Source organism: Actinomadura sp. NPDC047616, from assembly GCF_040642915.1.
Taxonomy (GTDB): domain Bacteria; phylum Actinomycetota; class Actinomycetes; order Streptosporangiales; family Streptosporangiaceae; genus Spirillospora; species Spirillospora miaoliensis.
On sequence record NZ_JBEYTB010000007.1, the window covers coordinates 222,568 to 245,015 of the forward strand.

The window sequence follows — 22,448 nt, forward strand, 5'->3', positions numbered from 1 at the left end:
CGCCCCTAGCGTCGACGGCATGAGCAACGAGATCGCAGAGCTGGACAGGCGGGTGCGGGAGCTGGCCGACCGCGCCGAGATCACCGAACTGGTCGTCCGGGGGTTCGCCGCGATCGACGAGCGGCAGCGGGACCCGGCGGGACGGCCCTTCGACGAGGCGTGGGCGCGGGCGTCGTTCACCGAGGACGTGCGGTTCGACTTCCCGCCCGGCTCGTTCGCGGGCCTGGCCGGCGCGCCGGCGATCCAGAACAGGATCATGGACGCGTTCGGCGCGACCCAGCACCTGGCGGGGGTGCCGCTGATCGAGCTGGACGGCGACCGGGCCCGGGTGCGCTGGGACGCCGTCCACACCCACCACCATCGCGAGCCCGAGCGCGGCCTGTTCGTCTCCGGCGGGCACTACGAGGCCGAGGCGGTGCGCACGCCGGACGGGTGGCGGTTCCGGCGCATGGCGCTGCACGTCACCTGGACGACCGGGGAGCCGCCGCGTCCCGATCCCGCCCTGCGGGCGCTGATGGCGGCCACCCTTCCCTCGGACACGTAACCAAGCATACGCTTGGTCAAGCGACGAGCCGGGGACGGATCCGGGAAGGGACGGCGATGACCAAGCAGCTGCGGGAGTACTCCAACCTGATCGGCGGCGAGCTGCGCCCCGCCGCCGACGGCGGCACGCTGGACTCGGTGGACCCTGCGACCGGCGAGGTCTGGGCGCGGGTCCCCCGCGGCCGCGCCGCCGACGCCGAGGCGGCCGTGGCCGCCGCCCGCGCCGCCTTCCCCGCGTGGTCGGCGCTGCCCGCCGCCGCCCGCGCCGCCTACCTGCGCAAGGTCGCCAAGGTCTTCGCCGACGCCGCCCGGGAGCTGGCCGAGCTGGAGACCCGCGACAACGGCCGGATCATCAGCGAGACCGCCGGACGCGACCTGCCCGGCATGACGTACCTGTGGAACAACGCCGCCGCCGAGTGCGCCCGGGCCGCCGAGGGACGCGGCGTCGACTTCGGCCCCGGCGTGCAGGGCCTGACGCGCCGCGAGCCGTACGGGGTGACGCTGGGCATCATCCCGTGGAACTCGCCCATCTCCACGCTGTCGGCCAAGGCCGCGTGGGCGCTGGCGGCGGGCAACACCGTCATCATCAAGCCCGCCGAGCAGGCCGCCGTCTCGTCCCTGCGCGTCGGCGAGCTGCTGCGCGAGGTGCTGCCGCCCGGCGTGCTCAACATCGTCTCCGGCCTCGGCGAGGAGGTCGGCGACCCGCTGGTGCGCAGCCGGGGCGTCGACAAGATCAGCCTGACCGGCTCGGTGGACACCGCGAAGATCATCACCCGGGCGTCGGCGGACGCGCTCAAGCCGCTGGCCCTGGAGCTCGGCGGCAAGTCCCCCAACATCGTGTTCGCCGACGCCGACCTGGACAGGGCCGCGCCGGGCGTCACCACGCAGGCGATCTTCACCGCGAACGCCGGGCAGATCTGCTACGGCGGCTCCCGCGTGCTGATCCAGCGGCCCGTGTACGACGAGATGATCGAGCGGATGCGGGCCGTCGCCGCGGGCATCCGCCTCGGCGACCCCCTGTCCCCCGACACCACCATGGGGCCGATCGTCTCCCGCGAACAGTACGAGCGCGTCACCTCCTACCTGGAGATCGGCGTCAAGGAGGGCGCCGAGCTGGTGTTCGGCGGACGGTCCGGCGCCGAGCTGGTCGAGGAGCGCCTCGCCGGGGGCTACTGGGTGGAGCCGACCCTGTTCGCCAGCACCGACAACGGGCTGCGCGTCTGCCAGGAGGAGATCTTCGGCCCCGTCGCGGTGGCCATCCCCTTCGACACCGAGGAGGAGGCCGTCGCCATCGCCAACGACTCGTCCTACGGCCTGGCCGCGGGCGTCTGGACGCGCGACCTCGGCACCGCGCACCGCATGTTCCGCGCCCTGGAGGCCGGCACCGTGTGGGTCAACACCTTCCGCAAGGTGCTGTTCCCGCTGGAGGGGACCAAGGACAGCGGCTACGGCAACGACTCCCTGCTCGCCTACACGCGCGAGAAGGCGGGCCTGTTCGAGTTCTGAGCCGGGACGGCGGGCTCCCGGCGCGCCGGTGACGCGCCGGGAGCCCGTGTCACACGGTCAGTAGAGCCGCTTGGGCTGCTTGGGCAGCACCACGTCGGACGGTCCGCGCCAGGTGCCCGTCTCCGGGGCGACCAGCGTGGACAGCTCCTCCTCGCCGAGCAGGACGGGGACGCCGACCGAGCTGCCCGCCAGGTCGACGGTCACCTGGGCGCCGGTGGGCGTCTCGGTGTTGTAGTCGGCGTCGGTGCCCGCGATGACCAGGGCGAGCCGGTGGCCCTTCTTGAGGACGTACTCCTGGGCGAGCGTCTCCCAGCGCACCCCGTAGTACCTGCCCGGGGTCAGCGGGGCCGGTTTGCTGAGCGAGGCGCGGTTCTGGGCGTCCAGCCAGCCGCGCGCCACCACGTTCACCTCCGACGTGACCGTCCTGGTGCGGGTCTGCCGGTAGCAGGCGTCGTCGGCGGCGGTGCTCTCGCCGTGGCAGCTCTCGGTGGTCAGCGTCTCGATGCCCTCGCCGCGGCCGAGGTAGTCGACGCGCGTGTCCGTGCCGTAGTCCACCAGCAGCGCGGTGAGGTTGGCGGTCGGCCCGTCCAGCTTCACCTTGAGGTTCGCGGTGGGCGTGCCGGACAGCCGCGCGCTGCGCGGCAGCGGCGCCGACACGAACGACAGCCGGTACGGCTTGGCCGCGGTCGGGTCGGACACCAGGTCGCCCTCCGGGTGACCCGCGCCGTTCGGCCCGGCCGCGTCGGTGAACGTGCCGGTGGCGCCCTTGGCGGCGGGCTTGAGGCCGAGGGTGCCGTCGGCACCGGGACGCAGCGTCAGCGTGCGCGCCGCCGGCGCCGGCCAGTCCGCCTGGGTGATCCACTGGTCGGGACCGATCTCGATGTCGGCGCGCGGCTCCCGCAGCACATCATTGCCGATCTTGTGCAGCTCGTGGTCGAACCACTTGTGCAGCGTGGCGACCCACTGCTCGCGGCGGGTGTCGAACGGGTCGACGTGCCCGCGCTGCGACAGCCACACCTTGCGCGTCACGCCGCGCTCGGCCAGGCCCGCCCACCACTTGGCGAAGTGGTCGGTCTTGACGTTCAGGTCGTTGACGCCGTGGTAGGCGAACACGCTGGCCCGCACGTTCCGCACGTCGCCCACGGTGCCGTCGCGGTAGTTCGACTCGGCCCAGTAGGCGTTGTAGTTCCCCGTCGCGTCGTCCTCGCCCGCGTCCAGCTCGGCGCGGACGGCGGCGCACTTCTCCGGCGGGTCGGTGTCGACGTAGTCGGCGAGCCAGGGCTGCTCGTCCTCCCAGTACTTGACGCCGTTCATGCGGCTGTAGTTGTACCAGCCGCTGATCGCCGAGATCGGGACGATCGTCTCCAGGCCCCGCACGCCCGTGGCGGCGACGCCGTTGGCCAGCGTGCCGTCGTACGACTTGCCGATCATGCCGGTGCGGCCGGTCGTCCACGACGCCTGCACCGGGGCGCCGTCCGCCGTGTAGGCCTTGGCCCGGCCGTTCAGCCAGTCGACGACGGCCTTGACGCCGAGCACGTCGGGCGCCCCGCCGCTGGTCGGGCAGCCGTCCGACTTGGTGGTGCCGATCATGTCGACGGCCAGGAACGCGTACCCGCGCGGCACGAAGTAGTTGTCGTAGAACAGCGGGAACTTCACCGGGTTCCCCGCCGCGTCGTAGACCTTGCGCTCGCTCTCGTTGCCGCGCCCCGAGTTGTCGTAGTACGGGCTGGCGTCCATGATCACCGGCACCTTGAGGCCCCGCTGGGTCTCCTTGGGCCGGATGATGTCCACGTTGACGCGGTCGCGCCTGCCGTCGCGGTCGCTGTCGAGGGGGGACTCGACGTACACGTGCTCGCGGATCGCGTCGGCGTAGGAGAAGACCGGCTGGGTCACGCCGTCCTTCACCACGATCTTGGGGACGGCGGCCCGCGCGTCGGCCACGCCGCCCGCGCCGGCCAGCACGACGCCGGTCGCCAGCGTCACCGCGATGGTCCGTCGGGTTCGTCTCAGGGATCTCCTGGGCAACCCGCACCTCCGGGTTCTGTTTGATCGTTACGGAGGCACAGGCAACACCGTGGGCGGAGCCAGGTAAAGATCGGCGGCGCAGGAACCGCGACCGGTTTTGGTCAGCACTTGCCCTTGCGCCCCGAACGATGTCCGCAATGCCCCTTACGTCCCGTCCGTTGGGCGCCCGCGCGTGTGGCCACGGCCGCGGCGGGCATGCCGGGCGCCGTCACCAGCCGGCACGAGCACAGGAGGAAACGATGGGCTGGGGCTACCGCAAGTCCCTCAGGATCGGCCCCTTCCGGATCAACCTGTCACGGTCCGGCGTCGGCCACAGCGTCGGCGGCCGGGGCGTCCGCTACACCCGCACCGCCCACGGCCGCCGGGAGATGACCTTCCGCATCCCCGGCACCGGCCTGTACTGGCGCCGCCCCCTCTCCCGCCGCCGTCCCCGCACCCGCCGCCACTGACCCAGGCCACATCACCCGGCGAGCATGACGCCCCGCGCACGGCATTCGAGCCCGACGCCTTGACACAGTAAGGTTCCGCCTGGCCGTGTGCCCGGGGCGCGGGCCGGCCGGTCAGGAGCGCAGGTCGGTGTCCTTGCCGGGCTGCACGCGCTTGGGCTCGCCGGGCATCTTCGGGTAGTTGGGCGGGTACGCCTGTCGCCGAGCCGACGTTCCACCTCACGGCCGAACGCCTGGCGTTCCTGCCGGTAACGGCCGAGGCGGCCGCACGTTCGCTCATTCGCGGCGCAGCACGGTGAAGAGCAGGAGTTCCCGGTAACGTTCCTGCTGTTCGAGGTCGGTGGGAAGGACCTGCGGGACGGCGTTGATCAGCTGCACTTTGCCGAGGTGGGCGTTGTACAGCAGCAACCCGCGAAGCCGCGCCTCGTCCGGCGGGAAACCGAGGTCCTCGATAATCCGCGAGACGTAGGCGATTCGCCGTTCGGTGACCCGGGTGAGGACCGCGGCGACCCGCGGCTGTCCGGCGGCGGCCATCAACGCGATCTCGACCGGGTCGCCTCCGGTGGCCGCCGGCACCACGGCGAAGAGCGTCCGCAGGCGCGCCATCGGCTCCGACTCCGCCTCGGCCCTGGCGATGACCTGCCGGGTGTTGCTCTCCTCCCAATGGGCGAGCACGGCGTCGACCAGGGCGTCCCTGCTGCGGAAGTGCCAGTAGAAGCTGCCCTTGGTGGTCCCCAGGCGGACGGCCAGCGGTTCGACGGCCACCGCGGCCAGCCCGCCCTCACTGATGGCGGTCAGCGCCGCCTCCACCCAGTCCTGCGCTGACGGCACCCGCACCCCCTCCGCGAATTTCGCCGGACACTACGCCTTGCCGTGCACCATACGCTAGCGTATGGTGCACCTCCATACGCAACCGTATGGCAACCGGAACCCGAGGCATGTGGAGGGACTGAGTTGTTCGGCGGAAATGTCGCTGCCGCCACGCCGGACGCGGGAGCGGACGGACGATGCGGCAGGCAGTGACGATCACGGGATCGCGAGCCATCGGTCACCGGCCTCGGGCCGGCCGCCGTGCGCTGTTCGAGGACGATGCCGGGCCGTTGGCGACGCCGGGCACCCGGTTCCCTCCGGGCGGACCGACGGACGCGGCGTCCCCGGCGGGACAGATGACCGCCGAGAATCTGGCGCCGCTCGTCAGCGACCTGCGGCGAATCGTGCGATCCGATCTGCTCTGGCTGTACACCACCCTGCCTTCCGGCGCGGCGTGGGTCGCGGCGTCCGGCACGGCCGCCGGTGTCCGCGATCGGCCGCCGGAAGGCCTCGAGACGCTCCGGTCTGCCACGGGTCCACGGCCGATCCCGCGGCAGGCGCTGCCGGACGGCTGGCGGGCGGGCGTGCTCGCCCCGATCCGTGCCCCCGACGGACGCGACGCCGGATGTCTGCTGCTCGGCTGGACCCGGCGGAGCGGCCGGTACCTGGCCCGCTGGATCACCTCCGGGAGGCTGGGCGGCGCGGTGACCGGTGCGACCGACGTGCTGGGCGCCTTCTGGGCCAAGACGTGGACGGCCCACGTGCTGGAGGCGGAACGGTCCCGGCTCCGCACGGTCATCGACCACTCCAATGTCTGCGTCCTTGCCCTGGACCAGAATGGAAAGATCGTCGTCTGGAACGCGGCGATGTCGGAACTCGTCGGTGTGCGCGCCGAGGACGCCGTCGGCAGGCGGCCGGAAGAGCTGTTCACCCTGACCGGCGAGGACGGCCGCGCGGTGTGCCTGGCCGCCGGGCTGCACGGCAGCGTGCGGCTGACCACGCCCGGTGGGCGCTCGCTGTGGACACGGGTGTCGTGCTCGGCTCCGGCGCGGGCCACGCCGGCCGCCGCGTCCGGCCTGCTGTGCGCGGCGTTCGTGGACGAGTCGGCGCAGCGGCAGGTGGAGTACATGCGGCACCTGCTCACGCTGTCGGTACGTCATGAACTGCACGGTCCGCTGACCACGATCCGCGGGCACTGCCAGTTGCTCGCGGAGATCCTTCCCGACGACGAGAACACGGCGGACTCGCTGGGGGCGATCCAGGACGCCGTGGAGATGATGCGGCACGTCATCGGCGACCTGGTCCAGTTGGTCGGCCCGGACCCGGCGGCGCCGCCCGCGACGCGGGCGGAACCCGTGCAGGTGGAGCCGCTGCTGCGCAGGACGCTGCGGAGCATCCCGTCGGTGGCGGCGCGCGGTTTGGTCGCCGCGGCACCGGGCCTGACCGTGCGCGGCGATCCGGTCCGGTTGCGGCAGTGCCTGCTCCTGGTGCTCGGCAACGCGGAGAAGTACGCGCCCGACGGCACGATCGAGATAACGGCGTACCGGGAGGGGACGTCCGGTGTGATCAGCGTCGCGGACCGGGGCCCGGGGATCCCGTCCCGCGAACGCGACCTGGTGCTGCGGCCACGCTACCGGTCGGAGGCCACGCGGGACCTGCCCGGGTCCGGGATGGGGCTGTACATCACCGCCACGGTGATGACCGCCATGAACGGCCGGCTCGAGCTCGCCCCCGCGCCGTCGGGCGGCCTTGAGGTGCGGCTCCGCCTGCCCCTCTGGGCGGACCCGCACCACGCGACCTGAGTCCGGCCGGCCCGGGACCGCCCGCGGCCCCTGCTGGATCCGTCCTGGTCGGCTGGAGCACAGTCGGTCAGCCGGCGCGCAGGTCGCGGAGGGCCGCGCGGAAATCGGCGAGGTCGAAGGGCTTGGCGAGGACCCGGGTCAGCGTGCCGTCGGCCAGGTCGCCCGAGGCGTGGACGGCGGCGGTGAGCATGAGCACCGGCAGGTCGGCGCCGCGGGCGTCGGCGCGCAGACGGGCCAGCAGATCGGCGCCGTCCATGTCCGGCAGCATCCGGTCCAGGATGAGCAACTGTGGCGGGGCGGCGCCGGTCAGTTCGCGCCAGCCGTGCTCGCCGTCCTCGGCCAGCACCGCCTCGTTCCCGTCGCGTTCCAGCACCGTGCGTAGCAGCCGGCCCACTCCTGGGTCGTCATCGACGATGAGCACCCGCATGGCGGCAGAACCTAGCAGATCGGAGCGTGGCCGCCGGTGGCGCAGAGCCAGCCGACGGCCTCCGTCGCCGAGCGGACCGGCACGATCCGCACCCCGGTGCCCCGGGCCGCCGCGGTGGCGGCGGCGCGCTGCCAGACCGGTACGAAGAAGACGTCCGCGCGTGCCGCCACCGCGGCACGGACCTTGTCGGCGACCTCGCCGACGCCGGTCACGGTGCCGTCGGGACCGATCCCCCCGGTTCCGGCGACGCGGCGGCCGCCGGTCAGGTCGCCCGGGGTGAGCGCGTCGGCGCGGGCCAAGGCCAGGACGAGCCCGGCCGACGGCCCGCGCACGGCGCCCAGCGGGTAGGCGGTCGCCGAGACGTCCGGGCGGGCCCGTACCCGCGCGAGGCGGGCTGCGGGTATCCGCCGGATCTCGGCCTTCCCCCACGAGTCGTCGGAGCTCCTGGGGACGACGAGAACGCGCAGGCCGGTTCGCCGGGGCGCGGTTCGCAGGTCGGCCTGCGTGCGCAACGGGGCCAGGTCCTCGGCGTCCCCGGCGGCCAGCAGGATGTCGCCGGGCCGCAGTCCGATGGCAGGGGCCGCGTCGGTCACCTGCAGCCCGGTACCGCCCCCCGGAGTCCGGCGGGCGGCGAGCTGGGCGGCGACCAGCACGGCGTTGGTCTGTGCCGTGCCCATCGCCCGGTCCGTCGCCGTGGCCGTCGCCGGGGAACTGTCGCCGCCGCCCCTGATCGTGCGTTCCCCGCTCAGTTCGGCCACCGCCCACTGGAACCAGGTGCTGCGCCGTATCCGGACCGTCGTGACCGACCAGGACCCGTCGGCAGGGCCGCCGACCTGGATCACCGGGCCGGGACCGACGCGGTGGTACGGCGAGCCGGTCACCCCGAGGCCGGCCAGCATGATCAGGGAGGCGACCGTGCCGTACCGCAGCCGGCGTTTCAGCGGTACCGCGCGCGACTCACCATCGCTCCGAACGGCGTTCATATCTCCAGTAGCATGGCGTCATGGCACGGGTCCTGGTCGTGGACGACGATCCACGACTCGTCAAGGTGGTCGCGGGCCTGCTGCGCAGACGCGGGCACCAGGTGGAGGCCGCGCCCAACGGCGAGTCGGCCCGGCTGGTGCTGCGGCGCGGCGGTGTCGACATCGCCCTGCTGGACATCAACCTCCCCGACATCGACGGGCTGTCCCTCGTCGACCAGTTGCGCGACGGGGGGAACACCACGCCGCTGATCCTGCTGACCGTCCGCGGCGAGCCGCACGAGCAGGCGCTCGGACTGCGGCTCGGCGCCGACGACTACGTCGCCAAGCCGTTCGAGCCGGAGGTTCTGCTCGCCCGGATCCAGGCGGTGCTGCGGCGCAGCGCGACCCCCACCGCCGGACGGACCGACGACACCCGCGGTGCCCTGCTGGACATTCCGCCGGTGCGGGTCGATCTCGCCGCGCGGCAGGTCTTCCGGGACGGGACAGTGGTGCGGCTGGCCCCCATGGAGTACGCCCTGCTGGAGTTCCTGGCCACCAACCGTGGCCGGGCGATCTCCAAGGAGGAGCTCATGCTGCATGTGTGGGGCACCAGCCAAGGCGTGTCCCGGACGCTCGCCGAGCACGTCTCCCGGCTGCGCCGCAAACTCGGCGAGGACGTGATCGTGACCGTGACCGGGTTCGGATACCTCATTCCGGCGGCTCCCGAGAGTTCCGCAGCCACAACTCCGTGACGAGGGTGTGCTCCCCTTCCACCCGGCACCACATCTGGTCGCCGTTGGCCTGCATGGTCGCACGCCACCCGGCCAGCCCCACATGGTCGCCGAGCCCGTTGTCGACCCTGGTCGGCCAGGGCAGCCCGATCCGGGTCCGCGCCCGCTCCAACTCCGGCCGTGTCAGGTCCTCGGAGACAGAACGCACGGTGCGGACCGTGAAGTCACCCCGCCGGCGCACCGTCACCCGCTGGCGGGTCAGCCCGCCCAGCAGCGCGCCATGGGTACGGATGGTGTCGGCCACGATCCGGTCCGCCCGCTCGCCGCTGATCTGGGGCTCCTGCATGGCGACGAGCAGCCCGGCGAGCCCCTCGACCGCCGAGCCGAACAGTTCCACGTCCTCGTCCCGCCTTCGTCCGGCCGTCTCGGCGAGCAGCCCGGCCGTCACCGACAGAATGGTGAGCTCGCCCGCCATCCGATGCACCGCGCCCCGGGCGAACCTGTCGTGCCACTGCTCCGGCTCCCTGCCCGCGACGGCGTCGACGAGCACCGCGGTCGCCGCGGTCAGCGGGATCGCGGCGACCGGACCGCAGGCGAAGGCCGCCCGCCAGGTCAGCGCCTGGCCTGCGGCGACGAGCGAATCCCGGTCCAGGCACGTCCCGCCGGGGCCGCTGAGATCCTCCACGCCGCGCGGCGGGATCCCCGCCCGGGCGTACACGACCACGGGTTGCAACGCGGCGGACCTCAGCCGCTCACCGCGGTGCCCGCGCTGGACACGAGCTCGTCGAGCGCCGCGCGCAGGTCGGTGCCGGCCCTGACCACCCGGACGTAGTGCCCGGTCAGCCGCCCGGCGAGCTGGGCGTTCAGCCCGCCCTCGCCGATCCCGCCGGAGAGCTGGTGCTCCTCGACCGCCACGATCGCGTTGTCCCGGTGGACGAGGACGTCGGTGACCTGGATCGGGTTCATGGCGTTGGTCAGGAAGGTCACCGGGTCGGCGGAGTACTCGATGATCTCCAGTCGTTCCTTGCCGAAGCCGCGGTTCAGCAGGCTCTCGGCCCCCCGGAGCCGGCTCGCCCCCCGGCCGATACAGGCTCCCCGTGCGTCGACCCCCCTGGTGGTTGGCGCAACGGCGATCTTCGTCTTGGTACCGGCGACACGCGCCACGGCCTTGATGACGACCTTGCCGGTGAGCAGTTCTTCGACGAAGCCCGCCAGGACGCGCTCGACCAGCTCCGGCGCGGTGGCCGACAGCAGAAGCCGCTCACCGCCCTGCCGGCCCTCGCCGGACACGCCGACGACCAGCGCGATGACGCTGTCCCCCACCGCCAACTCGGGAGCGGTGGCCCCCGCCGGGAGTTCGTAGGCGTCTGCGCGCGGCAACAGCGCGTCGCGGGCCTGGAGGGTGGCGACGTCGTACACGGTGCAGCGGAACCCGTCGGGATCGCTCGAATTGATGTGCGCCGTCACAGTCGTCCCGACGACCGCAGGTTCGAGACCGAAGTCGCTCAGGATCGTTCGCACCGCTGCTGGTCCTTTCGTTTGTGAAGCGGGGCCAGGTGGCCGGTCTCACTCCGCGCCGGGTCGCCTGCCCCTGACCTTCACAGTCCGCGCGTTCCAGAATCCGCAACCCGGCGTTTGCCGGGTCACGCGAGATTACCTCGCGCGCGTGCACCGAGAGCGCACCGGACGACCACCGCCGATTCGACGTGCGCACCACGGGCGATCAATTCTGTGTCAACGCGGCCGCCGGCCCCCGCGGTCAGACGGATTCGCGACCTCGCGCGGGCACGGCGCTCATCTAGGGCTTTGCCGCGCGCTTCATCCGATCGACGCGAACCCGCGTGTATCCGCGGCCGGTTCAGGAGGGTCATGGGCATGTCAACGATCTTGATTGGTCCGAGCATTCCCGGCATCGTGCGCGTCTAATCTCGCATTAGCCACCAACGGCGAGGGAGACGGATGGAGAACGTGCAGCCGCTCGGCGGCGGGCGCCCCACCGCCGAGGAGTTCCGCAGCCGCAACGACATGCTCTTCGCGCGTCGCAAGGAGCTACAGCAACAGCTCACCGGCCTGCGCGCCAGGGCCGACGCAGACGAGTTGGACATGCTCTCGGAACTGGCGTTGCGCCGAGCCGAACGTGAACTCGAGGACGTGACCCACGAAATACTGAACATGAACTTCGGTCTCGTTCGCAGATACGTCGCCATGTTCACGTCGAGGTCCAGTGAGCACATCGAGGATTTCGAAAGCGCCGGCAAGGTCGGGCTTTTGTGGGCGATCTCCTCCTATGACCCGGACCGTGGGCCGTTCGCCAGCTGGGCGTTCAAACCGATCCAGCGGGAGGTGCTGCGCGCGGTGCGGGACGCCGACCACCCCAACCTCAATCCCGGGGACTTCGAGAAACGCCCCGCCATCCTGGCCGCGGAGCGGGCGTATCTGGAGGAGGCCGGGCCGGACGCCCCGGTGGACCACGCCGTCATCGCCCGGCGTGCCGGGGTGACCGAGGCCCAGGTGCGCCGGGTTCTGGACGCGCCACGGCTCGACAGCCTGCACGCGCCCGCGGGGGGCCAGGCCGAGGACGAGGCTCCGTGGGAGGAACGGCTGGCCGACTCCTCCCCGAGCATCGAGACGGAGGTGCTGCTGCGGCTGGATCTGCGCGCCATCAGCAGCCGCGGCCTGCCCAACCTCGACTCCCGCGAACGGTACGTGCTGACGCGCCGATTCGGGCTGGACGGCGATCCGGAGCAGTCGCTGCGCGTCATCGGCGAACGGCTGGGGCTGTCGCGCGAAGGGGTCCGGCAGATCCAGCAGAAGGCGCTGGCCAAGCTCGTCGAGCCCATCATGGAGGCGTCGGACGATCCGGGAACGTTCCAGGGACGGGCGGGATGAACGACGAGCGGGAGCCGAGGCCGGTCGACGGGAACTGGGCACAGAACCCGTGGATCATCATCGACGACACCGCGGACGCCGCCGGGGAGCCGGCGCCGGCCGACCTCCAGAAGCAGCCGGCCGGCACCGACGAGCCGCCGGTGGCGCCGCGCGGCGGAGCCGGCCCCGGTGGCGCGAGCACGGATGCGGCCGACGGTCGTCCCTCTTCCCTTGGCCCTGCGCAGAGCAACGGCTGGGAGTCTTCCGGGACGTCGCAGACCTGGAACGGCATGAACATGGCGCCTCCGGGGGCCGAACCGAGGACGACGATCGCCTTCGAGGCCGCGCCCGGGGCAGGCGGCGCGGGCCAGAGCGGCGCGGCGGCAGCCTGGGAGGCTCCTTCCGGCGACGCCGTCCAGGCCCCTGCCACCGGTGGCGCGCAGACCGCCTGGTACACCGACGACCTCGCGAACGAGGGCTATGCCTCCCGGCCCGTCCTCGACGACCGGCCCGCTCATGATGACGATGCCCCCGGACGGCCGGCCCGCCGTGCACTGGTGAACCGGCTGCCACGGCCCGGCGGCATCGCCCTGGGGCCGGCCCTCGTCACCTTCGTCATCACCTGCCTGAGTGTCCTGCTGGTGGTCTCGTCGATCATCTGGCGTCCGCACACGCCCTGAACCCGCCCGCCGCCGATCCGGGACGACCGTCGCCGCGGCCATGACTCTCCTGGGCTTGACGTCTCGGCCCGATCCGGCACGGCGCGCATGGACCCGGATCAGACCCCGGTCAGACCCGGATCGGACCCGGGCCTGGTGTGTCAGGTGCGGCTGCGCAGTCGCGTGCGACGGGCGCGTTCGGCGTCGGCGCGGCGGGGTGTCGGCCGCCCCTTCGGTTCCCGCGGGTCGCGTCGCGGCCCGTCCGGCCTCCGCCGGCCGACGCGCACGGCCCGGCGCCGCCGCGCGCCGCCCAGCGTCCTGATCCAGATGACGCCCTGCGCCGTCCCGTCACTGATCACCCCCCAGACCGCTCCCGGGAGCGCCCGCACCAGCCGCACGAACGCCAGCGTGAGCCCGGCGGCCCCGAAGTTGACGACCGCCCCCAGTCCGGCCACCTGTCCCCAGGCCGCCGCCTCACGCACCCCGCACCGGCCCGTACTGAACAGGCCGCCGGGGCACTCGCTCGGAATCAGGACCACGAGCGCCCCCACGACCCCGGCCAGGGCGCACAGCGCGGCGGCCGCCGTGAACCGGCCGATCGACTTCTTCCAGCGGCGGTGCAGCCGCACGGTCACCCGCACCACCGAGGCGGCCGCGACACCCGCCGCGGCGGCGATGAGCAGGTCCGTCGTCCCGAACCGGAGCGCCCCGCCGTACTGGAGGACGAGCAGCCCCAGCGAAACGCCCGCCAGCGCCACCCCGAGGGACACGACGATCGCGACCTCGACCGCCACCGCCCGTGGTCTCACCCGGATCGCGGTCATGACACTCGCTCCTCGTACCAGCGCAGTTCCTGCGTCCGCATCGGCACGACCACGTACTCGACCCTGCTCTCGGGCTTGTTGACCCGCAGGTACGCCTCACCGGTGCCCAGGTCCCGCAGTTCCTGGGTGGAGACGATGAATTCCTCCTCCTCCATGAGGTTGAACTGCTGGGGATGCCCGGAACGGCCGAGGCGCTCGGAGAACTTGTTGTTGTCCCGCATGCCGAGGAACTCGGCGCACTTCTCGGCGGACTCGGGCGACGACTGGGCCATGGCGATCAGCCAGTTGATGTTCTGCGTCAGCCGGGACCAGTCGTCGCCGTCCTTGTCGATCCAGTCCGTCGGCCCCTGGGTGCAGAGGATCATGTTGAACAACGCCGACCGGACCCGGGAGAGCATGTTCATGGCGATGGTCCGGTCGATGAAGTTCGCCTCGTCCACGACGATCAGCCGAGGCCGGTCCTTGGGAGCGCGGCCCTGGATGCGCTGCGCGGCGTACACCGACAGGCGCTGCAGCGCCGAGGAGGAAAGGATCTTGGCCATGTCGGGCTGCCCGAGCGAATTGAGCCCGACATAGGTCAGCCCGTCGCGCCGGACGTCGATCATCTGCCGGTCGCCGCCGGGGACGAGGACGCGCCGCCCCACGCCGGAGTCGTACAGTCCGGTCAGCTTGGTGCCGAAGCTGGCCGCCGAGTTGGCCTCGTCGCGGGACGGCCGCAGCACGTTGGGGTAGCGTTCCACGCAGTAACCGGCACCGTGCACCCGGTCGATCGCGAGGACCCGCTCCTTGACCGCGCCCCTCATGTGCTCGCCCTGCTCCATGATCTTGCCGATGTCCAGCATGGTCGGCGGGGGGAACCGGTCCGGCGCCACCTCGCCGGCCTGGTAGCACATCTGGACGACCTGCTGCAGAACCTTGCGGTTCAGTGCCTGCCAGTACGCGTCGTCGAACTCGACCATCGTCATGATGGTGTCGAACGCCTCGTCGGCGGACATGCCGGCGAGCGCGTTGAACCAGTAGCCCGGCCGCTCGTCGCCCAGGGCGATCTCCTGCATGGGCACGCGATGCATCCGCGCGTAGGCACGCAGGAAGTCGCGCAGGCCGCCCGGCTCGGTGTCCTCCTTCATGTCGATGACGGTGACGTCGAACCCCATGTCGAGCGCCGCCCCGATGATCCACATCAGGGTGACCGTCTTTCCGCTGCCGGTGGAGCCGACCACGGCGCCGTGCATGCCCAGTTCCTGGACGCTGAGGAACACCGGCCGGTCGCGGCGCCCCAGTCCGATCGGGATTGCCTTGGCCTTGAGCGGCGTCCTTCTGGCCTTCTCCGTCGCGTGCGGACCGCGCACCGCGGGGATCTCGCTCAGGGGCACCCTGCCGGACACCCGCCGTTTCAGCATGTCCCGCCGGACCTTCGTGGGCGTGATCGGATCGTCGACCGACTCCTTGCGGCGCATCCACGTCCCGTCGAGCACCGCGAGGACCTTGGTCTTCATCCGCAGGAACGAGCTGAGCGCGGCGACCGGCGAGCCGATCGCCCGGCCCATGATCATGCCGGTGCAGCCCGCCAGCACCGCCGCCACGCACAGCACCACGGTGACGGGGACCCGCAGGGGGTCCCCCGGGCCGCGGTCGGCGAAGCTGAGCAGCCAGTAGCCGTAGCTCAGCGCGTTCGCCCTGGCGTACACGGCGAATCCGGCCACGCCCGCCAGCGTCAGGATGGCCCAGTCCCGGCGCGCCAGGACCCGGCGCAGCGCGAGGAAGACGACCGCCGCGCAGACGGCCGGGACGAAGGCCACGAGCAGGAACGCGAGTGCCACCATGACCACGGTCGTGAACAGGTAGCCGCCACTGTCGTCTCCGGCCCCGGACCCCGACCCTCCGCTGTACGCCATATTCACCCCCTGCGCTGCGGCACCGGCGTCAGTTGTCGTTGTTGCTGTTGCTGACGGTGGTGATGCTCTCGAAGACCTTGCCGACGATGTCGCCCATGGCCCTCACCCCAGAGGTGGTGAGGTTGAGATTGAACAGCAGCCCGCCGATCAGCAGACCGAACGTGAGCGACCTGAACGCCTCGCCCGGCCTGCCCCGGCCGATGCCGTTGACCATCCGGAACACCGCGAACACCACGATGACGACCGCGAGCGCGCCGCAGATCGCCACGAGCGCCCTGCCCGCCGGCGAGTCTTCCAAGAAGCTGTTGGCACCTTCCTCACCAATCGGCGCCGCAAGTACGTCAAGACCAGGGAGTGACATCGTGATTCCTCCGGTTGTGGGTTCCCGGTCAGTTGGTAAAGGCGTTGTAGTAGGGCTCCAGCTCCGCGGCGGAGCCGGCCGGTCCCCAGGCGAGCACCGGAGGCTGGGCTCCGGTCGCTCCCACCAGCAGGTCGAAATCGGCGAAAGTGGTGAACCGCTGGTCGGCGCCGTTCTGGCCCGGCACCGTTCCGGCGGGCGCCGCTCTGGCGAGCAGGATCCGCACCCGGACGATGACCTGGCCGTTCCCGGATTTGATCGCCGACAGGATCTGCACGGCCTGGGGGGAATCGGCCAGGGAGAACCCCGACAGCCCCGCATAGCGGTGGGAGTCGTTCTGGTCACCGGTGACGGCGAGCAGGCCCGCCGAATCACCCGTGGAATAGGCCCCCGCCCACCGCAGGATCTGGTTCTTGGTCGCGTTGCCGACCTGTGTGGTCAGGCCGCTGAAGTTGGTGTAGTCGGCCCTTCCCCCGACCTTGCCGACCCCGTTCTTCCAGACTGACAAGGCGGGCGAGGCCGCCAGAAGCGGTCCCTTGGGGTCGAGCAGTACGGGGACGTCCAACTGGAGCACGTTCGATGCCGGCGCCGCCGCTTCCGCACCTCCGCTCGCGGTCGCGGTCGCGGTGGGACTGGCGGAGACCGGAGGGCCGGTCTGTGGGGAGACCGTCGAGCTCGCAGATGGCGAGCCGGCGGCCCCCGGTACGGACGTCTGCCCGCTCGGCGCCGTGGCCGGTCGGCCGCCCGGCTGCGTGGACGGCCGGCCACTCGGCGCTCCGGACGAAGCCTTCGGGGTCTGTGAAGGCTGTTCCCCGGGGCTTCCCAGGACGACGAGGAAGTGGTGCACTTCGAAATCGGTGAAGCCGAGCTTCTCCGAGCCGAAATGCTGGGGGCTGAACCCCACCCAGCTCAGCGACCGGTAGTCGAGCGGAGTGCTGCGCCCGTCAGCGGTCTGGTTGACGGCCGTCTCCGGCTTGAAGGACTCGGCATGGGGCACGTTCTGCCGGGTGCCGGCCAGGAAGTTCACCGCCGCCGTGTAGGCCAGGTCGCGGCCTTGCGGGTCGACCGATGACAGATCGGGCTTGGTGCTCCCCTTGGCGAGGGCGACGACCGTGGCGACGACGCTGAGTCCCGCCGCGAGGAAGAGCGCACCCAGGATTCTCCTGGCCCGCCTGCGAGCGGTCGGCTCGCTGGAACGCCGGGCGGGCACCATGGTGAAGCGGGTGGGTGACTGTTCCGGCATCGTCCTCTCCCCATTTGTCACGTCGCAGGCAGGACCGTGCGGCCGTCCCGCCGATGCGCAAGTAGCGGAGGCTCAGTCGCGCCGGACGCGCCCACGGCGGGCGGGTTTCCGGGAGGACGCGGTCAGCCCACGGCCCTTGCGCGGGCGGCCGGGCAGCCGGACTTCGCCGGGCATCTCCTGCTGCGGGTAACCGCGCGGGTCCCAGCGGACGGCGTCCATCGGAACGCCGCCCGGCACCATCCGGATGGTTCCCGCGGCGGTGCGGCGCAGTGGGGCGATGCCCACGTAGAGACGGACGGGCCGGCCGTCGAGAACGAGCTTTCGGTTGCGGGTCTCGTTGATCTGCAACCCCAGCCACCTGGCGAGCGACTCCCCCGGCAACGGTGAGAAGTTGACGACCCCCCAGCCGACCGCCCCGCCGAGCGTCGGACCGTACATCAGCGCCTTCAGGCCTGGACCGGCGATGAGGAAGGCGGCCAGGAAACCGAGCGTCGCGCCGGCGAGCATCCCGATGAGCGTGGTGAGCCTGACCGTACGGGGCAGTGTGACCTGCTTGTTCACGCTGCCGATCACGGTCGGTGGCGGCTTCAGCATGTTGGTCGCGGCCAGCATCGCCGGTCCTTTGACGGGCTCGTCCTCGCTCATGCCTGGGACCGTGCGCGGTCACGTCCCGGACGCCAGACCGATTCGCGATTGGTCACCGCGCGCCGGTTGCCCGCGCGCGTCCGGCGGCGACGGTCACCGGTATGCCGAAGTTGACCGACTACGTCCGTGCGGGCTACCGGCGGCGGCAACGTCCGTGGGACCGCACCGAACTGCCCGAATGGTGGGATGTCGCGGTCTGGGTCGCCGTCGGCGGCATCGTCATGATGCTGGTGGTCGGCGCGGTGGTGGGGCGCGGCGAATCCTCCGGCGGCGCCACCACCGGGAGCAAGCCGCCACCGTACGCCGTCGAGACGCTGAACCCCCGCGGTTCCGGCACCACGCCCGGCGCGGCGAGCGCGCCGTCCACCACGTCCACGGCTCCTTCTCAGACGCCTCCCGCGGGAGTCTCCGCCAAGGACTTCACCGCCTCCGCCGCGATGAGCGTCCCGGTGACCGGTGGCGGCACGACGGTCGTCCCGGCCGGTGCCCGGAATGTGGCCATGGCCGCCGCCAAGGCCACGGCGACCGGAGACTGGACCGGAATCCCCTTTGTCGGCGCGGCGCGGCCCACCCCGGCCAGGACACCGACACCGCCGGGATCGGTGGTGGGAGAGATCACCGTCACGGACCCCTCGGTGACCGGAAACAGCCAGTACCGGTTCAGCGCGACGATCAGACATGGCGGAACGGCGAGAACCCACGTCGTGGAGATCCTTGTAGAGCGGGACGAGTCCGGTTACGCGATCCGCGCACGCTAGCGCGGCGCCCCCTCCGGTATCCCCCCGGCGTCCCGTCTCCTTGCCCTCTCTGCGCAGCGGCGGACGGTCATTGGCGATCACCCCGATCCAGGGAAGCCGCAGAGCTGAGCGAGGTACCGCGTGGACGAGCCGGACAGGAGCCCTCGGCAGCCGTCCGACCCGGCTGGCGCCCCCGAGCCGCTGGACGATCCGGACCTGCTGGACGATCTGGAGCCCCCGGACGACCCCACCCGCCATCCGCCCGTGGTCGTCCCCCTGTCGGAGGCCGATCCCCGTGCGCTCTCGGCGGCTCAGCGGCCCCCACACGTCGACGACATCCTCGCCGCGCAAGCGGCCGCCGACCGGGGCGTGGACGGACTGGGCAAGGCCCCGTACGGCGAGGCCGGGCTGATGGGCGGAGCCGTCGAGCTTCCGTCCACGGCCAACCCTTTCGCCACGCAACAGGCGCTGGACGCGGCCGCGAAGGCGGCCCAGGGGCCCGCCACGGACGACGAGCCTGAAAAGGGCCTGACGCGGCGGATGGCGGATCAGGTCGTCGACGAGGCGACCCAGGCCGCCGGTGCGACTGTGACCCGAGCCGCCGAACAGCACCTCGGGGCGCCGCTGAAGGGCGCCCCCCTGGGAGACAAGGCCCTCGACGCTGGGGGGCAGGGAGTGGGTCAGGCGCTCGCCAGGGGCCTCAGCTTGTACACGCGCGGTGTCTCCGACAGGGTCAAGCATTCCGCCCCGGCCCAGGGATTTCTGGACAGAGTGCAAGGGTCTCGCCTCGGGAAGCTGGCGCCGGAATCGGCCTGGCGCGGTTTCCGGGCCGGGGGCGGGGGGACCGGCGAGGGCGGCACACAGGACAAGAGCAAGCAGAACAAGAGCGAACAGAACAAGAGCGAACAGAACAAGAAGGCCGGCGGCTCGGGGAAGGGCTCGGGGGCGAGCCACGGGAAGCTCCGGGTGTTGATGACCGCCGCCCTGCCGGTGCTGGCTCTGCCCCTGGTCATCATCCTGCTCCTCGCGATGATCCTGGGCATCGGAGTCACGTCCGATGACGAGCAGGTCCAGCCTGAGGAGGCCTCGGACCGTAAGGTCGCCGAGTACTTCCCCGAGGGATGGCAGAAGATCCTCAAGAACGCCGCGGACCGGGCCGCCGAGGGCGGGGCGGAGGACTACGCCAAGCCGCCGTGGACCATCCTGGCCGGCATCGCCAAGACGCAGACCGACTTCGCCCGCTACAGCCCGTACGACAACATCGACCGCGACCCCGGGCGCAAGGCGTCGGAGGTCCCTTCAGGGGAGGGCGGCGGTGGCGCCGTGGAGGTCGGCAACACCAGCGGCGCGGGCCCGGGGCCCGTCCGAGGCGTCGAAGGCCCCGGTTCGACCGCCGCCGTACGCGGTTCCGGCGGCCATTCCACACCGCCGGCCGGCGACCTCGGCCACCAGCTCGGCTGGTTCCTGTACGCGCTGCGCAAGCACGAGTCGAACGGCGACTACAAGGCCCGGGCCGGGACGAGCGAAAGCGACGCCTGCGGCGCCTACCAGGTCATCTCCAGCACCTGGAACAAATTCGGCGGCTACCAGACCGCGTGCGAGGCGCCGCCGAGCGTGCAGGACCGCTGGGCGACCAAGAACATCCTGGCGAAGTGGAAAACGTACAGGAAGTGGCAGCAGGTCGCAGCTGCCCACTTCTATCCTGTATGGGCGAATTCGCCGAGGATGTGGGACGAGTGTCCGGCAGCCTGCTCCTTCAACCCGACGGTGTGGGAGTACGTCGACGACGTGATGTCGAAGATGCGGGATGCCGCCAGGAAATACCCGCCCAGAGGCGGCGGGGCGCAGCCCGCCTCGTTCCGTGCCGGGGCCGACGGGACCATGGGGCGGCCCGCCACGTCCCGTGCGGAGGCCGGCCCGCCCGCCGCCGGCATGGACCCCGCCGACATGGGCGCCGCCGAAGGCACCGGCCTGTACGCCGACGGTTGCGCAGTCGACAATCCCACCCCCGGCATCGGCGGCAAGGACAACCAGGGGTCGGGACCGTACCTGATCAGTCCCGCGGCGGCGGCCCAGATGCGGATGGACGGCCTCGATCCCCAGAATCCGTGCGACTCCTCGCTCTTCGTCGCCCGCCAGCTCACCAAGACGGCCGAGCGCGTCCACGCCGATTCTGAGAGCCCGGAGTGGAAGCCCAACGGGTCGGCCAAGGACCAGGAGAACGCCCGGAAGTACTGGGGCAAGATCATCGAAGTCGCCGGGATCTTCGTGGACCGCTCCGCCGATCCCGACCGGCCGTGCACCGTGCCCCCGCCGGACGACCCCGACAAGCCCTGGTCGATCAGTTTCAAGATCATCTCAGTCTGGCGTTGTGAGGCCACCCGCTTGCAGGACCTCTATCTGGTCACCGGCGGCAGGTACAAGGGGAAGGAGTTCGCGTACTCCGTCGAGACCGACCGGGCCACCGCCGTCAAGACCCTCGTCAACGAGGCGATGTCGGTCAGCTACGGAGCCGGCAAGTGGAAGACCAAGGGCTGTGACGACGACAAGGACAGACGCCAGGGCATCTTCCCGATGACCAAGAAGGAGGCGAAGGCGGCCGGGGTCAGGGACCGGTGCGATGTGGACGAGAACATCGCGGGCGCCGCCAAACTCGTGCTCTCCGTCGAGAGGATCGAACCGAAGAAACGCCCGCAGGACCTCGGCGTCTTCCAGCCCATGGTCGGCGGCTGGGCGAAGCTCGGCATCGCCATGGGCACCGACCTGCGGCTGTTCTCGACGATCGGACCGGGAACCGAGTTCACCACGTCTGAAAAGTGCACCCAGGTGATGACCGGCTTCCTGACCGCGATCGCCCCGCATGCCAAGGACTTCGCGGACCTTGAGGATCCCCCGAGCAGGGAGAAGGTCTACAGCGAGTGGGAGCCGAAGCTGTCGGATCTGGCAGCGGCCAATGGCCTGACCGACCCGAGTTCGGACAGGGCCTGTGTCATCGGATCCTGGGCTCCCGGATTCAACACCGCGCTCGCGCAGATCGCCACCGGTCTGGCCGCAAGCGACAGTGCGAACGGGGACAATCTCAACGGCCTGGCCAACTACTACCAGGGCAGGGAGGACGCCAACGAGCCGACGCCCCCGGTCCTCGGTCAGGACACCCTGGTCATTCCGCGGCTGGCGCTGCGCCCGCTGACGGCGATCGGCGCCCCCATCGCTCCGGACGCCACCAAGGCGTGGAGCTGGCTCGGCAGCACGGAGGGGGTAACCATCCCGCTGGAGCAACGCGCCGTCGAGTACGCCTGGTTCTTCGGCGGCGTCATCCCCCCGTTCGACAGCGCCGGCAAGCCGATCGGCTCCCTCGCCGAGGGTTCGGAGGCGGGCTCCGCCCCCGGTGCCACGCAGGTCGAGGTCGGTCCGGACGGCTGCCCCAAGAAGGCCCCGAAGAACACCCTCCGGCAGGGCGCCGCGGAGATCGGCGTCCACAAGCTGTGCGTCGACTCGGTGGCCAAGGCCCGCACTCCAGAGGCGGCGAAGGCCATCAAATGGGCGCTGACCCATCTGGGCCTCCCTTACTGCATGTGCGATCCACAACGTAACTGGGACAACTACGCCGACTGTTCGAGCTTCGTTTCCCGTGCCTACCGGAGCGCGGTTCCGAACCTCTACCGGGGCAACGCTCCAACCACCCACACTCTGCGGGCGGTTCCCTGGATGCGGAAGATTCCGCTCAGCCAGGCCAAGCCGGGAGACCTGGTGGAGCCGAATGACGGTCACGTGGCGATGCAGCTGGCCGACGGCTACAAGGTGCACACCAATACCAGCAAGGACGTCTCCCGCGTCGAGCGCGACTACGGCAAGGCCACCTGGGTCGGCTGGTTCGATCGCAGCAAGGTGTGACCCCGGCCGACAGGCGGCACCGCGCGTATCCAAGCAGATTCAATCTCATATGCCGCGGACCGATTGCGAGAGC

At 71.4% G+C, this 22,448-nt stretch carries 20 protein-coding genes; 9 read left to right on the plus strand and 11 right to left on the minus strand.

Features of this window, described 5'->3' with window-relative positions:
• Positions 1-19: 19 nt before the first annotated feature.
• Both ABZ801_RS18845 and ABZ801_RS18850 read left to right on the plus strand, forming a co-directional pair.
• Positions 20-544, plus strand: coding sequence for a nuclear transport factor 2 family protein (locus ABZ801_RS18845; RefSeq protein WP_360699190.1), 525 nt, complete (start codon positions 20-22; stop codon positions 542-544).
• Between the two features lie 56 nt (positions 545-600).
• Complete coding sequence (locus ABZ801_RS18850; RefSeq protein WP_360699192.1) at positions 601-2,049, plus strand: aldehyde dehydrogenase family protein; 1,449 nt, start codon at positions 601-603, stop codon at positions 2,047-2,049.
• Between the two features lie 57 nt (positions 2,050-2,106).
• Here the strand turns inward: ABZ801_RS18850 and ABZ801_RS18855 are convergent, their stop codons facing one another.
• The gene (locus ABZ801_RS18855) at positions 2,107-4,032 is read right to left on the minus strand and encodes a Xaa-Pro dipeptidyl-peptidase (protein ID WP_360699194.1); all 1,926 of its coding nucleotides are present in this window, start codon (positions 4,030-4,032) and stop codon (positions 2,107-2,109) included.
• A gap of 281 nt (positions 4,033-4,313) precedes the next feature.
• Between ABZ801_RS18855 and ABZ801_RS18860 the strand changes: the two genes are divergently transcribed.
• Positions 4,314-4,523, plus strand: coding sequence for a DUF4236 domain-containing protein (locus ABZ801_RS18860; protein WP_344956301.1), 210 nt, complete (start codon positions 4,314-4,316; stop codon positions 4,521-4,523).
• A 273-nt stretch (positions 4,524-4,796) separates the two neighbouring features.
• Here ABZ801_RS18860 and ABZ801_RS18865 read toward each other — a convergent pair whose 3' ends face one another.
• Positions 4,797-5,351, minus strand: coding sequence for a TetR/AcrR family transcriptional regulator (locus ABZ801_RS18865; protein WP_344956299.1), 555 nt, complete (start codon positions 5,349-5,351; stop codon positions 4,797-4,799).
• 335 nt (positions 5,352-5,686) lie between these two features.
• Between ABZ801_RS18865 and ABZ801_RS18870 the strand changes: the two genes are divergently transcribed.
• Entirely contained in the window at positions 5,687-7,132 is a 1,446-nt protein-coding gene (locus ABZ801_RS18870; RefSeq protein WP_360699197.1) for an ATP-binding protein, read from the plus strand.
• 67 nt (positions 7,133-7,199) lie between these two features.
• On the opposite strand, the gene ABZ801_RS18875 is transcribed toward ABZ801_RS18870, so the two are convergent.
• Together ABZ801_RS18875 and ABZ801_RS18880 are read right to left on the minus strand one after the other, a co-directional pair.
• Positions 7,200-7,559: a response regulator gene (locus ABZ801_RS18875; protein ID WP_360699199.1), complete on the minus strand. Its 360-nt coding sequence runs from the start codon at positions 7,557-7,559 to the stop codon at positions 7,200-7,202.
• An 11-nt stretch (positions 7,560-7,570) separates the two neighbouring features.
• Positions 7,571-8,542, minus strand: coding sequence for a hypothetical protein (locus ABZ801_RS18880; protein WP_360699201.1), 972 nt, complete (start codon positions 8,540-8,542; stop codon positions 7,571-7,573).
• A 20-nt stretch (positions 8,543-8,562) separates the two neighbouring features.
• Between ABZ801_RS18880 and ABZ801_RS18885 the strand changes: the two genes are divergently transcribed.
• Positions 8,563-9,273: a response regulator transcription factor gene (locus ABZ801_RS18885; RefSeq protein WP_360699203.1), complete on the plus strand. Its 711-nt coding sequence runs from the start codon at positions 8,563-8,565 to the stop codon at positions 9,271-9,273.
• Here ABZ801_RS18885 and ABZ801_RS18890 read toward each other — a convergent pair.
• Together ABZ801_RS18890 and ABZ801_RS18895 are read right to left on the minus strand one after the other, a co-directional pair.
• Positions 9,230-9,985, minus strand: a complete 756-nt coding sequence (locus ABZ801_RS18890) for a hypothetical protein (RefSeq protein WP_360699205.1) — start codon at positions 9,983-9,985, stop codon at positions 9,230-9,232. The genes ABZ801_RS18885 and ABZ801_RS18890 overlap by 44 nt on opposite strands.
• An 11-nt stretch (positions 9,986-9,996) precedes the next feature.
• Entirely contained in the window at positions 9,997-10,773 is a 777-nt protein-coding gene (locus ABZ801_RS18895) for a hypothetical protein (RefSeq protein WP_360699207.1), read from the minus strand.
• 438 nt (positions 10,774-11,211) lie between these two features.
• Here ABZ801_RS18895 and ABZ801_RS18900 point away from each other — a divergent pair, with 438 nt between their 5' ends.
• Both ABZ801_RS18900 and ABZ801_RS18905 read left to right on the plus strand, forming a co-directional pair.
• A complete protein-coding gene (locus ABZ801_RS18900) occupies positions 11,212-12,141 on the plus strand; it encodes a sigma-70 family RNA polymerase sigma factor (protein WP_344956285.1) in 930 nt (309 codons plus the stop codon).
• A complete protein-coding gene (locus tag ABZ801_RS18905; protein ID WP_360699210.1) occupies positions 12,138-12,800 on the plus strand; it encodes a hypothetical protein in 663 nt (220 codons plus the stop codon). Before ABZ801_RS18900 ends, ABZ801_RS18905 begins: the two co-directional genes overlap by 4 nt.
• A 140-nt stretch (positions 12,801-12,940) precedes the next feature.
• Here ABZ801_RS18905 and ABZ801_RS18910 read toward each other — a convergent pair whose 3' ends face one another.
• From ABZ801_RS18910 to ABZ801_RS18930, 5 genes are all read right to left on the minus strand, one after another.
• A complete protein-coding gene (locus ABZ801_RS18910; RefSeq protein WP_344956281.1) occupies positions 12,941-13,603 on the minus strand; it encodes a hypothetical protein in 663 nt (220 codons plus the stop codon).
• Positions 13,600-15,498 carry a helicase HerA-like domain-containing protein gene (locus ABZ801_RS18915; protein ID WP_360699212.1) on the minus strand — a complete coding sequence of 633 codons (1,899 nt, stop codon included), beginning with the start codon at positions 15,496-15,498 and terminating at the stop codon, positions 13,600-13,602. Before ABZ801_RS18915 ends, ABZ801_RS18910 begins: the two co-directional genes overlap by 4 nt.
• A gap of 28 nt (positions 15,499-15,526) precedes the next feature.
• Positions 15,527-15,796: a hypothetical protein gene (locus ABZ801_RS18920; RefSeq protein ID WP_344956277.1), complete on the minus strand. Its 270-nt coding sequence runs from the start codon at positions 15,794-15,796 to the stop codon at positions 15,527-15,529.
• A 91-nt stretch (positions 15,797-15,887) separates the two neighbouring features.
• Complete coding sequence (locus ABZ801_RS18925; RefSeq protein ID WP_360699214.1) at positions 15,888-17,099, minus strand: hypothetical protein; 1,212 nt, start codon at positions 17,097-17,099, stop codon at positions 15,888-15,890.
• A gap of 72 nt (positions 17,100-17,171) precedes the next feature.
• Complete coding sequence (locus ABZ801_RS18930; RefSeq protein ID WP_360699216.1) at positions 17,172-17,744, minus strand: hypothetical protein; 573 nt, start codon at positions 17,742-17,744, stop codon at positions 17,172-17,174.
• A 101-nt stretch (positions 17,745-17,845) separates the two neighbouring features.
• On the opposite strand from ABZ801_RS18930, the gene ABZ801_RS18935 reads away from it, so the two are divergent.
• Both ABZ801_RS18935 and ABZ801_RS18940 read left to right on the plus strand, forming a co-directional pair.
• A complete protein-coding gene (locus tag ABZ801_RS18935; protein ID WP_360699218.1) occupies positions 17,846-18,502 on the plus strand; it encodes a hypothetical protein in 657 nt (218 codons plus the stop codon).
• A 120-nt stretch (positions 18,503-18,622) separates the two neighbouring features.
• Positions 18,623-22,375: a hypothetical protein gene (locus tag ABZ801_RS18940; protein ID WP_360699220.1), complete on the plus strand. Its 3,753-nt coding sequence runs from the start codon at positions 18,623-18,625 to the stop codon at positions 22,373-22,375.
• Positions 22,376-22,448: the final 73 nt, after the last annotated feature.